The organism is Rhizobium albus, from assembly GCA_030160035.1.
In the GTDB taxonomy this organism is placed as follows: Bacteria; Pseudomonadota; Alphaproteobacteria; order Rhizobiales; family Rhizobiaceae; genus Georhizobium; species Georhizobium albus.
Genome location: BSNO01000003.1, coordinates 934,561 through 955,322, shown reverse-complemented (window position 1 = coordinate 955,322; position 20,762 = coordinate 934,561). Strand labels below are relative to the sequence as shown.

Sequence of the window (20,762 nt, the reverse complement as noted above, 5' to 3'; positions counted from 1 at the left end):
AGGTTAGGACTGAACGAATGACAGAAGACGCCCGATCCCCGACCGACTCGGATGGGCTGATGTTCGGCGGAGAAACGCCGCAGCTAACCGCAGCCGAGGTCAAGGGCTACCTCAAGGCGATGCATACGATCATCTCAAAACCAGCGCCTCCCACACCGCCGCATCAAATGCCAGCGTTCAGAGGCTTGCGCGATCTTGTGATGCTGAACCGTGAGCTGGCGAAAGGAGATGCCGCCAGCCCGCTGATCACGGACAACGCCGAACTCCTCAAGGCGCAGGCCGTCGAACGGGTCAACCAGACGCTAAACTTCCTCGGCGAGGCCGGCTCTCTGAGCCCGTTGTCCAAGCCATTGGCCCCGGCGGCATCTGAACAAAAGGTGGCGACGAAGGGTCAGTCGGAAGCGCAAACGACCCGTCCGGATCAGGCATTGCCTCCTTTGAACCAACATCAAGAGGATGCGGTTCGTCCGCCCGCAGCCTTAGAGGCCACACCCGAACCGCCGACCATCGGCGTACCGGAAATCGAGCGCGACTTGCATCCAGGCCGCCACAGCATGCAGGCGGCGTCACGCCAAACGATCGTGGATGGAATTGCCCCTGACGCCGCTGTTCCCACCGTTCGAATTTCGTCCCCCTTCGTCACTCCGGCGTCGTCGCAACCCACCGCTCCTGGCTCCCAGACGCGCATCTATCGAGACCAGGACGGGAAGATCATCCCGGCCCATCTGCTCGATCGTCGAACGGTCGATCGCAAGGTTTCCAATCTGCCAAGGCTGAGTGAAATCGCGGAGGAGTATTTTTCAGTTCGGGCAATCAAGGTCGGGCAGGACAATAAGGATATCAAGACAGCACGCAACAGGCTTAAGATCTTCCTTGAGCTGATCGGCGACCACCCCGTGGATACCTACACCGGGGCTGACCTTCAGGCCTACATCGCCTTGATGACCCACTGGCCCGCTCTTGAGCGCCACAGGCCGCCTCATCTGAGCGCCTGGGAGATCCTGGCGCGGAACGCAGACTTGAAGTTCAAGCCGCTTAAACGATCCGTGTTTGAAAACGGCTACGTCTCAATCGCCAAGACGGTGATCGGATCGCAGACAACGACCTACAACTACGACAATCCGCTCACCGGTGTCAGGCTGCGCTATCCCGACACCGCAGCTCCTGCACAGTCGGCGGAGCCGATTAGTACGCAGCAACTGGGCAACATCTTCCGGACGGGTGTCGCTGGCGCACTGCTCGACGAAGCCCTCCTGCCATTGCTCGGGAACTTGACGGGACGCCGTCTCGGTCTGCTGGCCCACCTGACGGGAAGCGACATTCGCCAAAAATATCCGGGCGTCTGGGTCGCCCAGACTTCTGGTATTGTTCTGACGGAGGAAGGAATCTGGAAGCGCGTTCCGATCAAGACCGATCAGAGCACCACCTTTTTTGTGCTGCATGATTTTCTCCGCGAGATCGGGTTCACCGAATGGGCGCAAAGACTGGGCGATGCTTTTCTGTTTCCAACGCTCACCAGCCTCAAGGATCCCAGCAAGCAGGCCAGCACATACATGCAGCGTCTTTTCGACAAAGCAGGGATCGATGGGAAAGGTAGGGAGGTCTTCCATTCCTTACGTGGCGGTCACATCGAGCTGATGCGCGACAACAAGATCGACCCGCGCGACCGGCGCCTTCAAGCAGGACACAAGCTGGAAGAGGAGCACGATCTTTATGGCTTCAAGTCGATCAGTGAGAAGCGCGCGCGCGAACTGGCATTTGCCGAGCTCGACGAAGAAGTGGACTACTCGATGTTTAGGGGGCTGGATTTCGACAAGCTCTACAAAGCACGGCGTACCCGCGGCAGGCGACCGAAGTCGCGTCGTTGATTAGGCCTTCGGCCTGCGGGATACAAATGCCTCGTTGGAATGCAGGCGGATAAACCCAAAGCCCTGAATCGTTTGTCCCCAATCCTGGCATCGCATGTTTCGCAAACCGCGTTTGAAGGAGTAACGGGGGGAATACGCATGAAAGGAGCAAACGACGTTTGATGGAACGCCGGACTGAGCACGGCTGAACCCCATCAGGCAGTGGCCAAGCGTGTCGCCAAAAATAAAGCCCGCCAGGAGAACCGGGCGAGCTTCATGCAGGATGGCGGCTATTGGGCCAGGGTCGTTGGGCGCGCCGATGGGGACGAACCCGCACCGACGCCTTGGAACTCCGGTCAGTGGCGGCTGTCGCCCTCGTCTCCGGCCGCGTCCTCAGGCGGCGGCAGCAGATGCACCCGGCGCTGGAACGTCCAGCCCTTCTCGTAGCGGTCGACGATACCGACGAAGACCTCTCTCGACGCCTCGAGGTCATAGCCCCGCTCGACGAGGCGCTCGATCACGCTGTCGGCCATATGCCAGAGCTCGCTTTCGCGATCCCGTTTCAGGTTCTCGGTGATCGCATAGTGAAGAAGCTGGCGCGCGATCTCATCGCGGTCCGGGGCCCGACCACTCTTCACCCGCTTGCGGTACTTCCTCTGGTACTCGCGTTGCTTGCGCAGCCGCTCGTCGCGGCCTCCCCCACGTTTCGCCATATCGCTGGCCCTTCTTTCTCGACACGGCGTCATTGCCGTCCGAGAAGCGTGACCGGCGGCCATGCAAGCCACAAACGCGGTTTGCATGTAACGGTTGTCCGGAGATGGGAATCGTTGGTAGCAATTCTTGAATCAGCAGCCCTGGGTTCTGAATCGGATGACCGCAAATCATCTCGATGCAGATCGCGTCGCGGGCACCTCATCTCGCCTTGTCCCGCAAACCCCGTTTGCGCATGCAACGCTGGTCCAGAGCCAGGAATCGGAGACACCGAGTTGCGCAACGCTGGCACGGCGCATTGAATCGTTCGTCCCAATCTCTGAATCAGATGACCGCAAATCGAGATGACGTGCGGGCACTTCATCAACCGTCGGATCACGTCGATCTGCCCCGCGTCGCCGACGTTGGTAGTCATTGTCGCTGCCGTGCCCTGCCCTGGCCACGGTCCATTGCCAGAGGCTCAACAAGGCGATCCTTCATCGACATCAGGTCCCGCCGTCCCTGCGGCGCCTGCTGCCAGCCGACGCCGTGCTTCCCTCACGATCTCGGCAAGCTCGTCACCTTCGAGGACGCCGTGGCGCAGCAGCGTCCTTGCGAGCCAGAGATGTGTCTCCGCCTCCGCCGTCAGGATCGCGTGCGCCCTCCCCCGGCAGGCTTCGAGCCGTTCATGGACGGCACCGGCAAGACGCTGGTCCAGCGCCAGCATGTGGCTGCGGTCGATCATGCTGCGATAGACGAGCGGCTGGTGGCGTCCGAAGCCGAGCGTCGTTTCCAGCATGACGGCAAGATCGGTCGCCTGAGCCAGATCGCTGTCGGGCGCCCCGCCTGATCCGGCGACCGGATCAGCAAGCACGATCTCCTCGGCAACGCGCCCTGCCAGACGCACGGTGATCAGCCCCATGAGATGGGCTTGCGTCTCTTCAACATGTGGCTCCGGCTGGACATGAACCATGCCGCCGTGATCGGCCTCGATCGACATGACGGTCAGATTGCCGTGACCACTTCTACTTGCTTGACGGACAACGAGATGGACGAGCGCATGGCCTGCTTCATGGACCGCCATGCGCCATCGCAGGTCTTCCGGGCGTCCGCGACGGGCCGCACCGAGAGTGTCGACAATGTCGTCCCAGCGAAGGGGTCTTGCTTCTCGACGTGCGGCACGCCGCGCCTCACGCACGATGCGCTCGATGTCCGCGCCGCTGCGGCCAACGGCGAGACGGGCAAGCGGGCGCAGGTCAGAGATCTCTTGCTTGCTCATTGCATCCTCCTCCCTGCCCCAGGCTCGGCGTCGAGGTCGTTGTCCGGAACCTGTCGATAGTCCCCGAGAAGATACCAGCGCGAGGCGGTGCGGGCGAAGCGGCCGTCGCGCGAGATGAGATGAAGTTCGGAAGTCATGATCATCCGCCCGGAGCCGGGCAGCAGCGGATGCCCGTTCGAACGTCCCGTGAGACACCAGACGGGGCGATAGGTCTCGGTGTCGCGCCAGTCGTCGAGGAGCGGCGCGTCCTCGTTGAGCGATGGCGGTGTCGTTCCGGCCTGCACGGCTTCTATATCTGCAACAAGCGACTTCAGCCGTTCCAGCAGGATGCCGAGGCGGGCGTTGGTGCATGGGCTGTTGAGGTCGAAGATCAGCATCGGCGTGGCTCCACTTCCAGCAGGTTGGGTGAGGTTGTTGATGTTGCTCCAGTTGGTGCGGCCGATGAGCGGACCGCTCCTGCGCTGTCAGCTCGTGGCGGCGGGGGAGCCGCATGCGCCTCGGCGGTGCTGCTCGGTCCCAATTCCGGCGCCTCTGGCTTTGACGCGACCACGTTCGGGAAGTCATTTCCCAGATGGTGCGCAAGGATGCCGACAATCGCGTCGACGTCAGGGAGCGGGATCTCGAGATGGGTCTCGAGCCGCCCCGACCTGCGTATCGCCGGATCGATGACGCCCGGATGGTTGGTGGCGCCGACGATGATCAGGCCTTCGGTCTTCACCGACCCGTCCATGAGTTCGAGCAGTTTGTTGATTAGTCCCGTCCAGTAGTCGTCATACTCCCCTCCCCGGTTGCGGCTGCCGATGCCGTCGATCTCGTCGATGAAGAGGATGGCGGGCGCATGGGCCAGCGCCTCTTCAAACGCGATCCGCATGCGCTTGATGACATCGCCGAGATAGCCAGGCTCCAGCCAGGTCGAGACGGACGTGACGACCAAAGGAACTTGAAGCGTGTTGCAGAGCGCCCGCGCAAATGTTGTCTTGCCCGTGCCCGGCGGGCCGGAGAGCAGAAGCCGCGTGCTCAGCTGCGACCAGGGCAGTGTGCCTTGATTCCAGAGCGTCAGATCCTGCTTGAGATCGAGTGCCCAGGACCGTGCCTCGCCATAGCCATGCAAAGTCTCGATGCTGATCGGTGGCGAGGCGCGAGCCGTGCCCTGAGCTCCTGAGGGCATGGGCGCCACGTCATCGCTGGTGGCATCGGGCAAGCTCTGCGGCTCGATGATCCCGCTGCCCGACGAGATGGTGCGCCCGCCACGGCCCTTGCTGTCGAAAGACGACCCGCTACGCGCTGAAGACGATCGCGTTGCACAGGCCGTCTTGCCGTCCCTGTTGCCACCTGCCCCCGAGCGGCCAGCGCCGCCCTCGGCACCTGCCAGCCGTTGCAGCGTCGCCACGACGTCATTGAGTGCAAGGCCCGGCCGCACGGCGACGACAAGATCATGGAGCGAAAGCGATGCCGCCTGAGTCTCCGTAAGGTGCTGCGTGAGATCAGCAGGAGCTGCGCCCAAGACCTCGCGTAAGGCGTCGCCGATGATGGCCAATGTCAGCGGCCCGGTCTCAAGTGTCAGATCAGCGGATCGGCAGAGCCGCGCTGGCAGATGCTCGACCGCAGTGCCGATACCGAGCACGGGAATGGCGAGCCGCGCGGCGAAGGCGGCGGGCTCGTCGCGTTCCACCGAAGCGTACTTCTCGTCAGGGTCGCCTCGGAAGACGATGACCGTGCGACCGCGCTCGTAGCGCGGTGGCATGGCGGTCAGGTCGCCGCTCAACTCGTAGCCGTTGAAGACGCCGACAGTCGTTCCGAAGGCACCGTCCTTCAGCATGCGGATGAGGCGCAGCCGGAACCCGTCGACGGGCGACAGAACGACGACGCTCCAGTCTGGCCGTCGCAGGATGGCCTGCCAGCCATCATTGGAACCGCCCTCGCCTGCCACGGCGTCGGCGAGCAGCAGCATGACCGCCACCTCATCGGCATGCGGGACGGCAGCTTCACGGACCGCCTGCAGGACATCGGCGACTGCAACGGCGGTGGCATGATCGATCTCGTCAACCGGCAGCACCAAGCCAAGCCGCTTCAGGATACGCGCGGCCTCCAGACGCTTGCGGCCCTTCAGCCGGTCGCCAAGCGACAGACGCTGGGGGATGTCCGTCGCCTCCTCGCCCGCATGGCTATGGAAGAAGAAGCCACTGTCATCTTCTTCCACGACTTTTCGCCGCCGGACTGATTTAGGCAACTTACTGTTGTTCGCTGAACCCGAACGTTCCTTGTCGGTGCTGGCCAGCAGGCCCTGCTCCAGTGCGCGATCGATGGCCCGCAGCCTTGCGTCGTGGCGCAGGCGGCGAAGCAGATGGGCTTTCAGCCGCGCGCTCATGGCTTGCCTCCCTCACGAACCCAAAGCCGACGCCTGCCGCACGGGACGGAGCGCGCATTCAGCCAGTCGCGCACCAGCCGGGCAGCAGCACTTCCTGCTTCGACGTGATGATCGAGCGCGGCCAGCAGAGACTTCGGGATGGCCATGCCGCGCTTTGCGCCGTGCTCGACATGATGGAGAACGAGACCGACAATGACGGCCGGGTCGGCAAAGCCGCTGCCGAGCGGCCAGGGCTCACCATTATCGGCGCTGCCGTCATCGCTGCCATGACCTGCGCAGCCATGGCCTGCGGCGAGACCGAGCAGGATCATCTGGTGATCGAGGACAGGCGCATCCGGCTCGCTTCCACTGACCTGCCGCATCGCATCAGCCAGCTTGCGGCGGCGGACTGCGTAAGATGGCTCAAGGGCAATGGCGGCAAGGTCCGGGAAGGAACCCGTCAGGTTTGCCGCTCGCTCAGCGGTCTGCGCATGCTGGCGCGCGCGCCGCACATCACAGAGGCTGACGACCGGCGAGCGTTCTGGTGGATTGGTGCACTCCATCAGTGCACGCCCCGAGAAGCGATGCCGACGGCAATGCGCGGTCGGCTCGGTGCAGAGGCAGGTCCCGACATCGGTGCGGCCGAAGCAGCGTCCGTCGCCTCTACGTCTTCGAGCTCGTCCTCCGGCGCATCATCTTCGGCGCCGGCCCCTTTCGTAGCTGCGGCATCTGCGCCGACAGCAGTCGTCTCGCTGGCGGCGTTCCCGCCTCTGCGCTCATGCCACCTGCCGCGGCGCTCGGCGAGCAGTGGCGCGACGATGGCCTCGCACCGGGCGTCGAGCAGCGCGCGCACCTTGAGGCCATAGAGGCTGCGCAAACGTCCAATGGCATCGGCGGCACCTTCGATCCGGAGCAGCCAGTCAAGATCGGCAAGGGCGAAGATGCCCTTCTTCTCGTCGCGGCACTCGCTTGCCCCATCGATGATGGCGATGTCGGCACGCGCGACCGGCGGGGCATCGTGATCACGCTCCAGGACGTCGCGGACCACCAGCGCACTCGCCATCATGCGCGATCGCAATTCGTTCAGGGTGCGTTGCTTGTAGGAGGCGACCGACCTCTTCACGTCGATGATCAGCGCCAGCTGGCGGCTAGCGGAGACAATCAGGAGGTCGGGCTTGTAGAACTCACGTGTAGCGACCTCGGAATTGAGCCGCAGCAATGCTGCCTTCGACCAGTCGTTGCGCTTGAAGAGAGCCTTCGCCGCCTCATGGACAGGCAGCGACCGATCAAGCGTTACGATCGTCAGGTCCGGATGGGTCTCGGCGACCAGCGCGACGCCTTTTTCGAGCAGCATGCCTTCGAGCGTCGTTGCCGAGCGGATGGCGGCCAACAGGCTCTCATAGCCCGCAAAGGTCGCATCGGATTTGGCAGGACAGGCCTCGACCTGCGCCACCGTATCGGCAACGAGTTGCTCGAAGGTGGGCAGAAGCTCGTCCACATTGAGTGAAGCGAAGGACGTGTCGGTGGCGAGGTGGGGAGAAGTCAGGCGCATGAAAGGTACTCCGATGGGTGAGACCGGACGGCCGACGCCATTGCGCAAGGGTGCTGCGCCCGGCATGGCCGTTCGTGTCGAGGGATCAGGATGATTGGTTGGTGGGGACCGGGAGGTCTGGCTGGGCCGCGGGACCCGATCAGGTAGCGAGGCTGGGGGCGCTACCATCCTCTGTCGAGCTCGACGGGATATCCGCCGCGATCATCTTTGCTTCGGCCTCCTCCGTCGCGATCTCGCCAGCCCGGCAGATGCAATGGCGGTGATGGGTGGCAAGCTGGCGTTCGGCCTCGGCCGCTCGGGCCCTGCTGGTTTCGAGCTGGTCGGCCAGTGACCGGATCAGCGCCAACGGGCTCAATGACATCGCGGGTTGCTTCGAGGCGAGTTCAGGAAGCTGGGGGCTCGCGGCGCCTTCGGCTTCATTGAAGAGGTCGGAGAAGATAGAGTTCGTCATAGCCTGTGGCCTTTCGTGAGAAGGTTGCGGGTCAGGCCTTCGGCAGTGTTGGTAGCACCGTCGGAGGCCGCAGTCGGCTCGGGATCGCCCCGAAGCCCGCAGACCATCGCAGGATCCGTTTCGTCCTGGAGCCCGCAAAACGATCGCAAGGCAATCTCAGCGATCGCAAGGTTAACGGAACCCTGGTCTGCCATGTGCGCGGCGGCGCCATATCAGCCGCCGCTATGAGTTCGCCACAGACGCCGATCGCGTCCTTCGCGCGGGTGACCAGCACTTTTTTGGAGATACTTAAAATTTTCCGTTTGGTCATTGCGATCGGTTAGGATCTTCCGGGCTATGCCACGCGTCCTCGCTGTCGGGATGGTCCCACAGCCTGCCAACGGAGGCAGCCCATGAACCACTTCGTTCATCTCGCCAGCTCAATAAGCTAGCCTGCTCCGTCGTTGCCCGACGGATCGGGCTTTTCCTGTTTTGACCTCAAGAATGCGCTCGCGCTGACGCGCGCTCGGCATTCGCTCCCCACATCCTCCTTGCCGCGGAAGCCGTTCGCGTCTGGGACTGGCTGCGGTCCGTCCGCATTTTGAGGAGGTGTTCGCCATGAACACGCTCAACCCTTCCGCTCGCCGCAAGGTGGGCGATCGCCTTTCGCTGCCCAGCGACAGCGGTATCCGTCAGGCGCTTGCGGCAGCTGCCCGTCAGCGCATCATCTTCAACGCCATCTGCGCACGCCGCACTGCCGCTGTGGTCGCTCAGCCGACCCGGGCGCTCTGTCTGCGCCTTGTCGAGGACGAGGCTCCGATAGCCGACCTCGCAATCACGCAGACACGGCCACGAACTTACCACTCCCATTAGCGCCGCAAGGGCAGAAGGAACCACTACTATGATGAACGACGCCAACAATAACGCTGACCGCAACCCCTCCTCGAGCCAACTCTGGCAGGAAAACATTTCCTCTCCCACCTCGGGGGCGGAGGCGCCTAAAGCCACCGGAAAGGCGCGCGCTTCCGCGAAGAAGGCACCTACCAAGACTGGTGACGAGGCCAGCACGACATCCAGCACCGGGCGCAAGCCCGTAAAGGCGGGTTCGGATGCTGCGGCTTCGCAGGAGACGGTGCCGGACTACGCCAAGCTTGGCATCCCGCCGGAGAAGATCGAGCAGTACGAGGCCCTGCGCATCCGGTCGAATGAGATCGGGCGCCGCTCGACCGCGCAGGTCTTCGAATACGGTGAACTGGTAGCGACCCTGCACGGCATCGCCGATGACCAGGAGGCCTTCGAGGGGCTCGTCAAGCCGATTCTTGGCCTCACCCGCAACGGCGCGGAGAACTACTTCCGCGTCCACCGCAACCTGCAGGACTTCCACGATCGCCTTGTCGCCCGCAGCGTCGCGGCGACCGTCCTCTACTACATGGCGAGCTCTGAGCCCGAGAAGGTCGAGGAGGCGCTCGCCATCTGCGAGGCGGGTGAGAAGCTCACCGTCAACCGTGCCAAGGAGATCCTTGGCATCAAAGACGGTGGGAAGGCAGCCACGCCGGATGACGGTGGCGCTGCAGGCCTCAAGGCACGCATCGCCGAGAAGTCGGCGCTCGGCATCGACAGCCTCCTGACGACCGGGACCGGGCTCCTGGAAGCGATCCAGGCGGTGCTCGAACGCGAGAGACAGGGCGAGCGCCTCATCGTCAGCCACATCCAGCGGGGCATCGTGCTTGATGCACGCCTGGTGCGACAGCTCATCGAGAGCCTCACCTGGCTCGCAGAATCTGCAGAGGGATTTCCGGAGGGGACGGTGCATGTGCGGCCACTGACACGAGACGACAAGTGGTACGCGCTTTGGCAGGTGCTTCAGGACCTCGGCGGCGTCGAGAGCTGGCCGAACGCCAACAAAGTATCGTTCTGGCTGAGCGACACCGTCGTGCCGCAGCTTGAATGGATGCTCGGCGCCCGCGCCGCCAAAGCCAACGCGGTGATCGACAAGATCGCCAAGCAGGCGGAAGCGGATGCCCGTAAGGCCGAGAAGGCCGTGGCCAGCGCTAAGCTGAAGAAGAAGAAGGCCCGCGCGAAAGCAAGGAAGGACGAGGCCAGGGCGGAGCTCAGAGCCAGGCGTAATGCCAACAAGGCTGCCGCCTCGACGCAGGCCGCGACGGCGGAGACTGAGACGTAGATCACGACCTCTCCTGCCCACGGCCCACAGATGCCGACGGCCTGAGCCCGGCTTTCACAAACCCAACAAGCGTCCAGGCGGACGGTCCGGATACCTTCTTCAGCAAACAAGGAACTTGCTTATGACCTTCAATTCTACCCGCATCACACACGACTATGTCCTCGCCGACACGCCCGATGGCAAGCCCGTAGCCATCGACTTCAAGGCCCTTGTGGGTAAGCACATCCTGATCGCCGCCCGCACCGGCTCCGGCAAGAGCGTCGCGGCGCGCAAGCTTCTCGAACTCGCAATGACGGCAGGCATGCAGGTCTTCGTGTTTGATTCCGACGGAACGCTCGCCAGCCTGCGCGACGCGGCCTCTAACGGCATCCTCGTCGCGGGCGGCGAGCACGGCGATCCGGGGGTTTCGATCTCGGGCGTCCTCAAGCACCTGACCCGGCTCTTCACGATGCGCGCCTCCGTGGTCCTCGACATCTCCACGATTGATGTAATGGAGCAGAACGACATCATCGCCCGGTTCCTCGACGCGATGATGAAGCTACCGCCGCACCTGCACCAGCCCTGCCTGATCATGATCGACGAGGTACAGAACTTCGCGCCCGAACGCGGCAGGACCAAGGCCGCCGCGGCGATCGTACGCGTCGCCAAGCAGGGCCGCAGGAAGGGGCTGAGTCTGGCGGGCGCTACCCAGCGACTTCCCGACGTCTCGCGCGGCCTGACCTCGCAGATGGCGATCCAGCTGTTCGGACGCTTCGATGAAGCTAACGACCGCAAGCGCGTACGCGACGAACTCGGCCTGTCGGCCGCCGAGGCGCTCGAGCTGCGCGACTTCCTGCCTGGGCAATTCCTGATCAACGGCCCTGCCATTGGGGGCGGCAGGCGGACACAAGCCTACATCCGCAAACCCCTGTCGGGCGAACTCGGCAACGACCAACTGGTTGCGAAGCTCGATCTTCCGGTGGCGCCGATCGACGAGGTGCGCGCGATCGTGACCACAGGCGCCCCGAACGGATGCACGGTGCCGCAGGCCACAGGCAATGTTGTCTCGCCGGGCGATGTCGCGCCTGCCGATGCACCCGACCTCGTCGAGTGCGCAACGACTAGCGATGGTGACAACCTTGCGACCACCCTGTTGTCGGCGCTCGCTCCGTTCGGGCGCGCCGGCCTGCAACGGGACTCGCTCGCCCTAGTGGTCGCCTCGACCCAACAGCGCGCAGCATTCCAGACCGCGATCTCCGACCTTCTGACGCGCAGGCTGGTAAGCTTCGGTTCCGGCGCGAAGATCAGGATCACCCCGCAAGGCGAGCGCCTCGCAGCTTCCGTCGGAACGATCCGCACCACCGCGGAACGGATCGCGCTCCTGCGCGCCGGCCGCAACGCCGCCGATGAACGAGTCCTCGCCTGCCTGACCGCGGCAGGCAACACGTCGCTCGCACCCGCCGAAATCCGCGCCCGCACCGGGCTCGGACCGCGCATCCTCAAGGTTGCCATCCAGCGCCTTAGGCGCGACAAATGGCTCGTTGAGCGCAAAGGTGCAGTCACATTGTCCGTCGCACTCGCAAGATTGCTAAGCCGGTAGCGGCCTGCGCTGGCAAACTGACAGTCTGAAGGTCCTGTTTTGATAGAACTGGGCACCTCCCCAGAAATCGGACGGTCACGGAAGCTACGATCTGACGTCTGCTGATCTCCAATGACGAGGAGATCAGAACATGCGCAAACGCAGGAACCATGACGCGGGCTTCAAGGCTCGCGTGGCGCTGGAAGCCGTGAAGGGCGAACGCACCGTGTCGGAACTGGCCGCCGAATATGGCGTGCATCCAACAATGATCCACCAGTGGAAGAAGGCGCTGCTTGACGGTGCGGCGGACATCTTCGAGCGGGGCGGCAAGAAGACCGCTGAGGTTGACGAGAAGACCGTTCGGGCGCTGCACGCCAAGATCGGGGAGTTGGTTGTAGCCAACGATTTTTTGTCGCGAAAGCTCAAGCCTTGGGGCGGGAAATGAGACGCGGGATGATCGAACGGAACCACCCCGTTCTGTCGGTGGGTGCGCAATGCCGCTTGCTGTCGATCTCACGGTCTTCGTTTTACTACGCGCCGCAGGGCGAGACAGAGATGAACCTCGCCCTCATGGAGCTGATCGACAAGCAGTTCCTGGAGACGCCGTTCTACGGCGTGCAGCAGATGACCTGGCACCTGCGGAACGAGAGCCATGCCGTGAACGTCAAGCGCGTTCGGCGGCTGATGCGCCTCATGCGGCTGATGCCGATCTTCCAGAAGCCGGACACGAGCAGGTCCGCGAAGGGGCACAAGACCTACCCCTATTTGCTGGGCGGGTTGCGGGTCGACCGGCCTAATCAGGTCTGGTGCGCTGACATCACCTACCTGCCGATGCGGCGTGGCTTCCTCTATCTGGTGGCGATTATGGACAGGTTCACCCGCAAGGTGCTGACCTGGCACATCTCGATCACGCTGGAGGCGGACTTCTGTGCCGATGCGCTGAAAGAGGCGATCCATCGCTTCGGCTCGCCCGAGATCATGAACACTGATCAGGGCTCGCAGTTCACGTCCTTCGCCTGGACCGACCGGCTAAAGCGGGTCGGGACCCGGATCTCGATGGACGGCAAGGGTCGCTGTCTCGACAACATCTTTATTGAGCGCCTCTGGCGGTCGCTGAAGTATGAATGCGTCTACCTGCACGCTTGGGAAACCGGATCACAGGCCAAGGCAGGGGTCGGTCGGTGGAACACCTTCTACAACCACCAGCGGCCACACGCCGCCCATGGCGGACAGCCGCCCGCCGTGGTCTACTTCACCAGCATCGAAACCGATCAGCAGGTGCAGGCAGTAGCTTAAGTCACGCCGAAGTCTGTCCAGGGATCGGGGAGGTGCTCATTAAGCTGGGAATTTAAGCCTGCGAAGGCATGAGTTTCTCCATGTTGGCATCAATGACGCTCCGGGTCATCATGCGTAGAATGGTCATGTGCGAAAGCTTGCGCAGCGTCATCTGATCGTGCTCCAAAAACCTGTTCGTGGCACGCGATCCAAGATGCAAAGCGTACCAATGGGTTGTCCACGAAGACCTATCAGAGGCGCGCCTGCGTAAAAACGTATGAACGGCTCCCCTGTCACAAGCGGGTTCGTCGAGAAACGGGGGTCACGGCTGGCGTCCGTAATGATAAGGACATCTCGCTGAACGATAGCGTGGGCGCAGAATGAGATATCCCGGCCGGTCTCACACACATCCAGGCCCAAGCGCGCTTTGAAGATTTGTTTGTCGCGCCCGACGATCGATACCAGTGCTATCGGAACCTGGAACAGGTGCTTTGCCAGATCGAGGATGATGTCAAAAGCCTGGTCAGGAGGCGTGTTGAGCACCGCCATGGTGGCCAGAGCTTTGAGGCGTGCCTCCTCGTCGTGAGGAACAGGATAAGATCGGGTTGTAGTCATCGATGTTTCCGATGCGAAGAGTTTGCTGCTGCGACCGATAACATTCGGCTGGTTAGAGGCCATCAAATGCTTTCAGTCTGGCGTCGCTTTTCGTCGAGTCTTGTTTTGAACTGATAAAATACGCTTGAGCGATGTCCGCAGAGCCGACTGACTGGTTACCAAGCCATCAGCGTCCGCCGATGAAGGGACAGAGCTAATCTGGACGCTGTCGCATGTCGCAGCCGCAGGAACAGATCCCTTAGACAGCAAGCTCTTCCCCAAGCGTTAGATCGCGCAATATGGCATGCAACTGGTGCCCGTTGAGCCGCGTTGGATCGAAATTGCTGACAATACCCAGCTTGGCGAAACGTCGTTCGCTGGCTTCTGAGCGCCCTACATATCCCATTGACCAGTGGCCAAAGGCACGCTCCTTGATCGGTTCGATGGCTAGCAGCGATATGAACCGCCCCGTATTTGCCGGAGGCCATTTCGTTTGAGTTACGCCGCCATGGCCGGTTCTTCCAGCATGGCGTAGTAGCGCTCCTCGGCTTCGGCTGGCGGGATGTTGCCGATGGGCTCCAGCAGCCGGCGATTGTTGAACCAGTCAACCCAGGTCAGCGTGGCGAACTCGACCGCCTCGAAGCTTCGCCATGGCCCGCGCCGATGGATGACCTCGGCCTTGTAGAGCCCGTTGATCGTCTCGGCCAGCGCGTTGTCGTAAGAGTCACCGACGCTGCCGACGGAGGGCTCTATGCCCGCTTCGGCCAGACGCTCGGTGTAGCGGATGCTGACATATTGAGAGCCCCTGTCGGAGTGATGCACGAGGCCGCCGCGATGGATGGGCCGCCTTTCGTGCAGGGCCTGTTCGAGAGCGTCGAGGACGAAGCTGGCATGCGCCGTTCTGCTCACCCGCCAGCCGACGATGCGGCGAGCATAGGCGTCGATGACGAAGGCTACTTAGACGAAGCCCGACCAGGTGCTGACATAGGTGAAGTCCGAGAGCCAGAGCCTGTTCGGGGCTGAAGCATTAAAGACCCGGTTCACATGGTCGCGCGGACATGGCGCAGCCTTGTCCTGCACGGTGGTGCGGGCCGGCTTGCCGCGGATGACGCCATGAAGGCCTAGGTCGGCCATCAGCCGCTCGACTGTGCAGCGTGCGACGGCGAAGCCTTCGCGCAGCATCTGACGCCAGACCTTGCGCGCCCCATACACCTCGAAGTTCTCGGCGAAGACACGCTCGATCTCCGGCTTCAGCGCCAGGTCCCGCTTCGCCCGCACCGAAAGCTTCTCGGGATCGAGACGCTTGGCAACATGGTCGCGGTAGGTCGACGGGGCGATCGGCAGCACCTTGCAGATCGGCTCGACCCCATACGCCTCGCGGTGATCGTCGATGAACGCGATCATCGTTTGAATGGGCGGTCGAGCTCCGCCTGGGCAAAATAAGCGGAAGCCTTGCGCAGGATCTCGTTGGCCTGCCGAAGCTCCCGGTTCTCCCGCTCCAGAGCCTTCATCCTCTCGGCCATCTCGGTCGGCACCCCATCTCGCTTGCCGGCGTCAACCTCGGCCTTCTTTACCCAATCGTTCAGCGTCTGGCCCGTGCAGCCGATCTTGGCTGAGATCGACATGATCGCGGCCCAGCGGGAGGGGTGTTCATGTTCGTGATTCAGCACTAGCCGCACGGCGCGCTGGCGCACTTCCGGGGAAAACTTGTTCGTCGTCTTGCTCATGATGGCTCCACCTTCTCAGGAGTTGGAGCCTCCGGCAAACTCGGGGCGGTTCAGTGAGTTCCTCGAAGCCGATGCTTTATGATGGCACGAGACGTGAGTTGAGTGATTACTTTCCAGCCGGAGCTGGTGGAAGGTTGCCAATAAATATGATGGGGTTGCAATTCGTCGTCTGGATCGGCCCTGTTCAACGGCAGTCATCCGGCTCTCGATGCCCAAAAAACGGACTGTCTGGGCACTGCCCCGAAGCCGTTGGCAGCAAAACATTTCCTAACCTCCAGCGGACCGTGTGACGCCTATGCCGGCCTGGGAGGCTTTTGCGCCTGACGGCTTGCGGACACAATCGTCCCGAAGGTGCCTCTCGATCCACCGCAAAGTCAGAGTTCGTAGACGCGATCGAAGCCGACCCGCTCCACAAAGGACTGATCGTGGCTTACGACGAGAAGCGCACCGTCGAAGTCCCGCAAAGCGTTCTCTAGGAATTCGACCGAGTCGATATCGAGATGATTGGTCGGCTCATCCAGGATGACGAGCCATGGCGGCGTCGAACCCGATAGCATTGCAGCAAGGCCCGCCCTCAAACGTTCGCCGCCGGAGAGCGTCCTGACGACCTGGTTCGCATCCCGGTTGCGAAATGCAAAGCGGGCACAGATTGCGTAGGCTTCCTCGTCGCTGGTATCCGGATGCAGCCGGCGGATGTTGTCCAGAATGCTTTTGTCGGGATGGAGCAGGCTGACATGCTGGTCGAGTATGACGATGCGCCCCTTGGCGCGGTGAACCGTTCCAGCCACGGGCGTGAGCAAACCTGCGGCGACGCGCAGAAGCGTCGTCTTACCGCTGCCGTTTGGCCCCTTCAAGGCGACGCGTTCAGGCCCGTTGATGCGCAAGTTCCATGGGCCAAGGAGACGATCCCCGGCTTTGGCCACCACGCCATCCATGGAGAGAACACTGGCCGCAGAGGGTAGCCCGCTCGGTGGAAGAGCGATCGTCAGCGGTGTCAGGACTTCCACCCTCGCACGAGCCTCTTCCGCCTCTGTCAGGGCTTCGCCTAAACGTCGATCGTTGATTGCTTGCGCCCGCCCGCCGCTGTTCTCCGCGCGCTCGGCCCGCGCATCCAGCAGCAGCTTCGGCTCAGACCCCTTGGACGCGAACGCCCGTCCCGCTCTGTCGCGTCGCTCCTTCGCCTCGCGCTGTGCTTGTGCGGCTTGGCGTGCCTTGCGTACGCTGGCATCGGCGCGCTCCAGCTCGGCGCTGGCGCGGCGCCGATCCTTATCTCGAGCAGCGACGAAAGCAGACCAACCTCCGCCGAAACTGCGTGCTCCGATCGTCGTCAACTCCAGAATGCGGTCCACGTCTTCCAGAAGCTCTCGATCATGGCTGGCGACAACGACACCTCCGGACCAATCCCGCATCAGGCCACGGATCGCAGCACGACCGGCGACGTCGAGATTGTTGGTCGGCTCGTCCAGAAGCAGGAGGTCCGGTGCCTCGATGACGAGACGGGCAATGCCGACGCGCATCCGCTCGCCACCCGACAGCGTTCGGAGACGACGGTCTAGCGGCAAGTCGGGAAGCCCGACTTGTAGAAGGGCCGCACCGATGCGGCTCTCCAATGTCCAGTCCGCGGTATCGAAATCGTTGGCGGTGCCGTTCCCCGCCAGGATGCGCTCCAACGTCTCCAAACGGTTCGCGACACCAAGCGCTTCGCTCACGCTCCATTCCCCGGGCATGTCCTGCTGGAGAATGCCGACCGTTCCAGCACGACGCACAGTGCCGGATGATGGCTCAGCGAGGCCAGCGGCGATGCGAAGAAGAGTGGATTTGCCGGCCCCGTTGCGGCCAACGACCCCAACGCGTTCTGCGCCAATCGCGCACGTTAGATCGTGAAAGAGCGTTTGATCAGCCGTTCGAGCGGAGACGGAATCGAGCGTAAGAAAAGCAGACATAGGCAACCGTGACAGGGTCTAGAACAATGCGAATGGTGTTGCTCATCCTGTTGTTCACGGCTGCACTCCTTCTAAGCTTCGCCCTCGACATATGACCTGAGTGCCTTCCCTGCAACCGACCAGCCGCTTTTAGGCATCCTACGACAGAACCTAGACTCTCGAATTGGGTCGGATGCTGTCTTTGAAATCAGCTTGCGTTTAATGGCAGCTTCTCGTGCGTCTTCACCCAAAATCGGACTGTCCGCTTTCGGCCCCGAAGGCGCCGGCAGGAAATCATTTCCCAGCATGCCCCGATAACGTGATTTGGGTAGTCGAACAAAGAGCTATTCGCAGGGGCGGGTCTATGCCATGTTTGGCTTTGCGCCGCGTGTCGACCGACACGTATCCAGCTGGTCGGACGATGCTATTCTGCGAGCACGTTCGCTGGAACTGCCATTGCAGCGACGGCGGTTCGGCTGCCGTTGCCTGCACCTGCTATTGAAGTGGGACTGTGTTGCGGTGAACTGGAAGAAGCTCTCCCGGAATTTTGAAGGATGGGCGACGGACGGTCCGAAAACGTGGTGGACGCAAACGCGCTCTGGCAAGAGAGCGCCGATAGCCATTCCAAACGATACTAAACCGAGATAGTCACTTGACTTGGTGTCGGACGCGTTAGGCGGATGGAGGCCGCTTCCGCAGCCTGTGCGCTGGCTCAAGCGTGGTGCTGCCCAAGATAGGCATGGGAACTGCAATCACAATCGAGAAGCATCTGAAGAGCCTCCCACTCAAGCGGTCTTCCGAGGTAGTATCCTTGACCCGAGTTGACGCCGAGCGCCCGAAGTGTTTGCAGCTCCGCTTCGGTTTCAATGCCCTCCGCCACAATTTCAGCTCCCGTTTCTCGCGCAAAGAAGACGAATGCAGACGCCAGGGCGCGTCGCGATGCATCCGTATCAATGCCGCGCGTCAACGCCATGTCCAGCTTGATAAGATCTGGCGACAACTGAACAATATGGCGCAGACTGGAGAACCCTGCTCCCGCATCATCGATCGCCACCTTCGCGCCAAGCTTCCTGAGGTTATTCAGCTGCTCGTTCAGCAGCTTATAATCGTCGACCGCGTTGTGCTCGGTTATCTCGATGACGATGGATGACAGATCACGCTCGCTCAGCAAGAGCTCCAGACGCGGATCACAAAGGGTGGTGGGCGAGGTGTTCAATGCCAGATATGAACTCGTCAAGTTATCGGTCCACATCCCGAGAGCTTTATCGATGATCGCCAGTTCAAGCTCGACAGCCAAACCTGCAGTCTTTGCATCATTGATCCAGAGATCGGGCGATCGATAAGGAAGGGGGTCAAAACGACAAAGCGCTTCGTAGCCTCGTGTTTTGCCCTTGCAGAAGTCCACGATGGGTTGGAAGACCAGCCTGAATTCGCGTTGGTCTAGCACCTGCCGAATGAGAGTTTGTTTCGAAGCGACCTCATTCTGCTCGGCCACCTCCTGTGCGATCTGATGCGATGCGAGATCAGCAAAGAGCCTGACGACATCAAGATCGCGGGCATTGAGAGAATCATTGGCAAACGGGCTCAGGCAGCAAAACATTCCGTAGGGTTGGCCGTTAGGCAACACGATCGGGATCGACACATGTGACCCGATGGGTACGGCTGCCGTGATCGGCATTTCCTGACATATCGGTTCCTTGGACGTGTCCGGAATGATCTCTGGAAGTCGACCGGCCAGGATATGCCTGCAATACACATCATCCAGTGAGCGGCTATCCCCCGGCTTGATCATGTGCTCAAGTCCGGGTGCGTCAACGGCCCGAAAAACGGACGTATCACCGACAAATTCGGAGAGGTAGGCAACCTCCATACCCAAATGCGTTCGCACCGCCTCCAAAGCGCGTTGGAGGGTCTCCGATCGAGCTCCCTGCTTTTCCGGTACTTCGTGGATCGCATTTAGTAGCATCTGCACGTCGGGTCCTCCCAATGATAGTTCTATCGTTTCAGGGATTCCTTAAGAACGCATTGATCGTCGGCTTCGAGGCATGGCGACAATGCGGTCCCGGCCTTGAGATTTCGCGAGATAAAGACGCTCGTCAGCCGCCGCTATGGCACGATCAAGCGCGGTAGATGTTCGAAGTCGGATCACCCCCGCGGAGAAAGTGCAGCGAAATCCCGGTGCATCTGCAAACTCGATCCTACGTAAATCATCCTGCAAGGTGAGCAGACGCTGGGTGGCCTCGTCGAGGCTGCAATGCGGCAGAAACAGCAGAAACTCTTCTCCACCCATCCGGCCGAACAAGTCGTTTCTGCGAATGCCGGCGAGGATAGTCTGCGAGAACTGAACGAGCACGGTGTCACCCACATCATGCCCAAACTGATCATTGACCGATTTGAACCGATCGAGGTCCAGGAGGGCGAGAGCGTGGTTTCCCGATGACGATCGGGCATCTTGGCTCAAGAGCCACTCCTGTATCGTCTTCAGAACGTATCTTCGATTGGGAATATTGGTGAGGTCGTCTGTCCAGGAGGCCCTGCGTGCGATGTCTCGCTCCTCGCGCAGTTGCTGACCTGAGAGGCGCAGGGATGAAATCTCGAAGGCTGTAAGAAAGAGGAATCCGTGTCGATCGACGGTTTCCGTGATCCAGAAATGCCTGCCATCAATCATTTGTGCTTCGAAGGCTCGGTATGGACGCGTTCCACGCCTACCCTCTGCTTCCTTCAGCCACTGATCGATATCGGTCGTATCGATGAGCGGTCCGCGGCCCCGCAGATAATTTTCTTTCATCATGTCGCGCCAGGAAGGCTGTTCTGAAGGAGCGACAGCAAACGCTTCGCAAAACGCGTCATTTGCAAAAACGAGACGATCGTTTGCATCAAACACCGCCATCAAATTGGGCGAGCGCGAGCAAACATCAAAGAGAACCGAGTGGCACTCAAATGGATTGTCTAGTGTCTGCATAGCGGACTCTTCTTCGAGGACTGCGCGATCTAAACACAACGAGGCAAAGGAAATCTAAACGGCTGCCTCACATGTCGGAGGGAAACGCAGACCGTTCCAGAACAGCAGACCATTTCAAAAGAAGCTGGCAAAATTATCGCGGCTCGGCTTCCATGAGGCCGTTGCGCACCTGCAAATCGTGCTGGGTGCTGCTTTTCTCGCTGTTACCCGAGAAATTGCACCGGCCGTAGGACTATTTGAAGCGCCCTCAAGACACCGAGCGACCTGCATGCCGGCCAGCGCTGCCCTTACTATCGTGGCTTATTACTCGGCCTGCTCACCAAGCCCGCGAACCTCCGATCGACGCACAACACACATGCAACAGCATTCGCCAGTTTTTTGGTGGTTCCATTATATG

Annotated in this window: 16 protein-coding genes, 1 pseudogene and 1 other annotated feature; of the genes and pseudogenes, 5 read left to right on the top strand and 12 right to left on the bottom strand. The window is 61.5% G+C overall.

Annotated features, from left to right (window positions below):
* Positions 1-17 precede the first annotated feature (17 nt).
* Positions 18-1,868, top strand: a complete 1,851-nt coding sequence (locus tag QQL76_RS12250; protein WP_499207881.1) for a hypothetical protein — start codon at positions 18-20, stop codon at positions 1,866-1,868.
* Positions 1,869-2,203: 335 nt separating this feature from the next.
* Here QQL76_RS12250 and QQL76_RS12245 read toward each other — a convergent pair whose 3' ends face one another.
* From QQL76_RS12245 to QQL76_RS12215, 7 genes are all read right to left on the bottom strand, one after another.
* Positions 2,204-2,560, bottom strand: coding sequence for a hypothetical protein (locus QQL76_RS12245; RefSeq protein WP_499207880.1), 357 nt, complete (start codon positions 2,558-2,560; stop codon positions 2,204-2,206).
* A 458-nt stretch (positions 2,561-3,018) separates the two neighbouring features.
* Entirely contained in the window at positions 3,019-3,816 is a 798-nt protein-coding gene (locus tag QQL76_RS12240; protein ID WP_499207879.1) for an ATP-dependent metallopeptidase FtsH/Yme1/Tma family protein, read from the bottom strand.
* Positions 3,813-4,193, bottom strand: a complete 381-nt coding sequence (locus tag QQL76_RS12235) for a DUF6634 family protein (RefSeq protein ID WP_499207878.1) — start codon at positions 4,191-4,193, stop codon at positions 3,813-3,815. Before QQL76_RS12235 ends, QQL76_RS12240 begins: the two co-directional genes overlap by 4 nt.
* Complete coding sequence (locus QQL76_RS12230) at positions 4,187-6,184, bottom strand: ATP-binding protein (RefSeq protein ID WP_499207877.1); 1,998 nt, start codon at positions 6,182-6,184, stop codon at positions 4,187-4,189. The genes QQL76_RS12235 and QQL76_RS12230 overlap by 7 nt, the downstream gene beginning before the upstream one ends.
* Positions 6,181-6,726: a hypothetical protein gene (locus QQL76_RS12225; protein WP_499207876.1), complete on the bottom strand. Its 546-nt coding sequence runs from the start codon at positions 6,724-6,726 to the stop codon at positions 6,181-6,183. The genes QQL76_RS12230 and QQL76_RS12225 overlap by 4 nt, the downstream gene beginning before the upstream one ends.
* Positions 6,726-7,715: a hypothetical protein gene (locus tag QQL76_RS12220; RefSeq protein ID WP_499207875.1), complete on the bottom strand. Its 990-nt coding sequence runs from the start codon at positions 7,713-7,715 to the stop codon at positions 6,726-6,728. Before QQL76_RS12220 ends, QQL76_RS12225 begins: the two co-directional genes overlap by 1 nt.
* Positions 7,716-7,854: 139 nt before the next feature.
* Positions 7,855-8,166, bottom strand: coding sequence for a hypothetical protein (locus tag QQL76_RS12215; protein WP_499207874.1), 312 nt, complete (start codon positions 8,164-8,166; stop codon positions 7,855-7,857).
* Positions 8,167-8,763: 597 nt separating this feature from the next.
* On the opposite strand from QQL76_RS12215, the gene QQL76_RS12210 reads away from it, so the two are divergent.
* The 4 genes from QQL76_RS12210 to QQL76_RS12195 all read left to right on the top strand — a co-directional run bounded on the left by QQL76_RS12210 (position 8,764) and on the right by QQL76_RS12195 (position 13,181).
* A complete protein-coding gene (locus QQL76_RS12210; protein ID WP_499207873.1) occupies positions 8,764-9,018 on the top strand; it encodes a hypothetical protein in 255 nt (84 codons plus the stop codon).
* 31 nt (positions 9,019-9,049) lie between these two features.
* A complete protein-coding gene (locus QQL76_RS12205) occupies positions 9,050-10,327 on the top strand; it encodes a hypothetical protein (protein WP_499207872.1) in 1,278 nt (425 codons plus the stop codon).
* Between the two features lie 121 nt (positions 10,328-10,448).
* Positions 10,449-11,906 carry an ATP-binding protein gene (locus QQL76_RS12200; protein ID WP_499207871.1) on the top strand — a complete coding sequence of 486 codons (1,458 nt, stop codon included), beginning with the start codon at positions 10,449-10,451 and terminating at the stop codon, positions 11,904-11,906.
* 130 nt (positions 11,907-12,036) lie between these two features.
* Positions 12,037-13,181, top strand: a protein-coding gene (locus tag QQL76_RS12195) for an IS3 family transposase (RefSeq protein WP_499207870.1) whose coding sequence is annotated in 2 segments (ribosomal slippage) — positions 12,037-12,304 and positions 12,304-13,181 — 1,146 coding nt in all. Because the reading frame shifts where the segments join, the coding sequence is not laid out codon by codon here.
* Positions 13,182-13,328: 147 nt separating this feature from the next.
* Here QQL76_RS12195 and QQL76_RS12190 read toward each other — a convergent pair.
* The 5 genes and pseudogenes from QQL76_RS12190 to QQL76_RS12170 all read right to left on the bottom strand — a co-directional run bounded on the left by QQL76_RS12190 (position 13,329) and on the right by QQL76_RS12170 (position 20,365).
* Positions 13,329-13,838 carry a GAF domain-containing protein gene (locus tag QQL76_RS12190; RefSeq protein WP_499207869.1) on the bottom strand — a complete coding sequence of 170 codons (510 nt, stop codon included), beginning with the start codon at positions 13,836-13,838 and terminating at the stop codon, positions 13,329-13,331.
* Between the two features lie 414 nt (positions 13,839-14,252).
* Positions 14,253-15,481: pseudogene (locus QQL76_RS12185) on the bottom strand (IS3 family transposase).
* Positions 15,084-15,200 (bottom strand) — a sequence feature (AL1L pseudoknot). (Overlaps the previous pseudogene by 117 nt.)
* A 374-nt stretch (positions 15,482-15,855) precedes the next feature.
* Positions 15,856-17,424, bottom strand: coding sequence for an ABC-F family ATP-binding cassette domain-containing protein (locus QQL76_RS12180; RefSeq protein WP_499207868.1), 1,569 nt, complete (start codon positions 17,422-17,424; stop codon positions 15,856-15,858).
* A gap of 691 nt (positions 17,425-18,115) precedes the next feature.
* Positions 18,116-19,369 (bottom strand): sensor domain-containing phosphodiesterase, encoded by a 1,254-nt coding sequence (locus QQL76_RS12175; protein WP_499208363.1) that lies wholly within the window; start codon positions 19,367-19,369, stop codon positions 18,116-18,118.
* Between the two features lie 48 nt (positions 19,370-19,417).
* The gene (locus QQL76_RS12170; RefSeq protein ID WP_499207867.1) at positions 19,418-20,365 is read right to left on the bottom strand and encodes a GGDEF domain-containing protein; all 948 of its coding nucleotides are present in this window, start codon (positions 20,363-20,365) and stop codon (positions 19,418-19,420) included.
* Positions 20,366-20,762: the final 397 nt, after the last annotated feature.

Coding starts and splice junctions, on each gene's coding strand:
- QQL76_RS12250 (WP_499207881.1), top strand. CDS start 18: ATGACAGAAGACGCCCGATCCCCGACCGACTCGGATGGGCTGATGTTC.
- QQL76_RS12245 (WP_499207880.1), bottom strand. CDS start 2,560: ATGGCGAAACGTGGGGGAGGCCGCGACGAGCGGCTGCGCAAGCAACGC.
- QQL76_RS12240 (WP_499207879.1), bottom strand. CDS start 3,816: ATGAGCAAGCAAGAGATCTCTGACCTGCGCCCGCTTGCCCGTCTCGCC.
- QQL76_RS12235 (WP_499207878.1), bottom strand. CDS start 4,193: ATGCTGATCTTCGACCTCAACAGCCCATGCACCAACGCCCGCCTCGGC.
- QQL76_RS12230 (WP_499207877.1), bottom strand. CDS start 6,184: ATGAGCGCGCGGCTGAAAGCCCATCTGCTTCGCCGCCTGCGCCACGAC.
- QQL76_RS12225 (WP_499207876.1), bottom strand. CDS start 6,726: ATGGAGTGCACCAATCCACCAGAACGCTCGCCGGTCGTCAGCCTCTGT.
- QQL76_RS12220 (WP_499207875.1), bottom strand. CDS start 7,715: ATGCGCCTGACTTCTCCCCACCTCGCCACCGACACGTCCTTCGCTTCA.
- QQL76_RS12215 (WP_499207874.1), bottom strand. CDS start 8,166: ATGACGAACTCTATCTTCTCCGACCTCTTCAATGAAGCCGAAGGCGCC.
- QQL76_RS12210 (WP_499207873.1), top strand. CDS start 8,764: ATGAACACGCTCAACCCTTCCGCTCGCCGCAAGGTGGGCGATCGCCTT.
- QQL76_RS12205 (WP_499207872.1), top strand. CDS start 9,050: ATGAACGACGCCAACAATAACGCTGACCGCAACCCCTCCTCGAGCCAA.
- QQL76_RS12200 (WP_499207871.1), top strand. CDS start 10,449: ATGACCTTCAATTCTACCCGCATCACACACGACTATGTCCTCGCCGAC.
- QQL76_RS12190 (WP_499207869.1), bottom strand. CDS start 13,838: ATGGCCTCTAACCAGCCGAATGTTATCGGTCGCAGCAGCAAACTCTTC.
- QQL76_RS12180 (WP_499207868.1), bottom strand. CDS start 17,424: ATGTCTGCTTTTCTTACGCTCGATTCCGTCTCCGCTCGAACGGCTGAT.
- QQL76_RS12175 (WP_499208363.1), bottom strand. CDS start 19,369: ATGCTACTAAATGCGATCCACGAAGTACCGGAAAAGCAGGGAGCTCGA.
- QQL76_RS12170 (WP_499207867.1), bottom strand. CDS start 20,365: ATGCAGACACTAGACAATCCATTTGAGTGCCACTCGGTTCTCTTTGAT.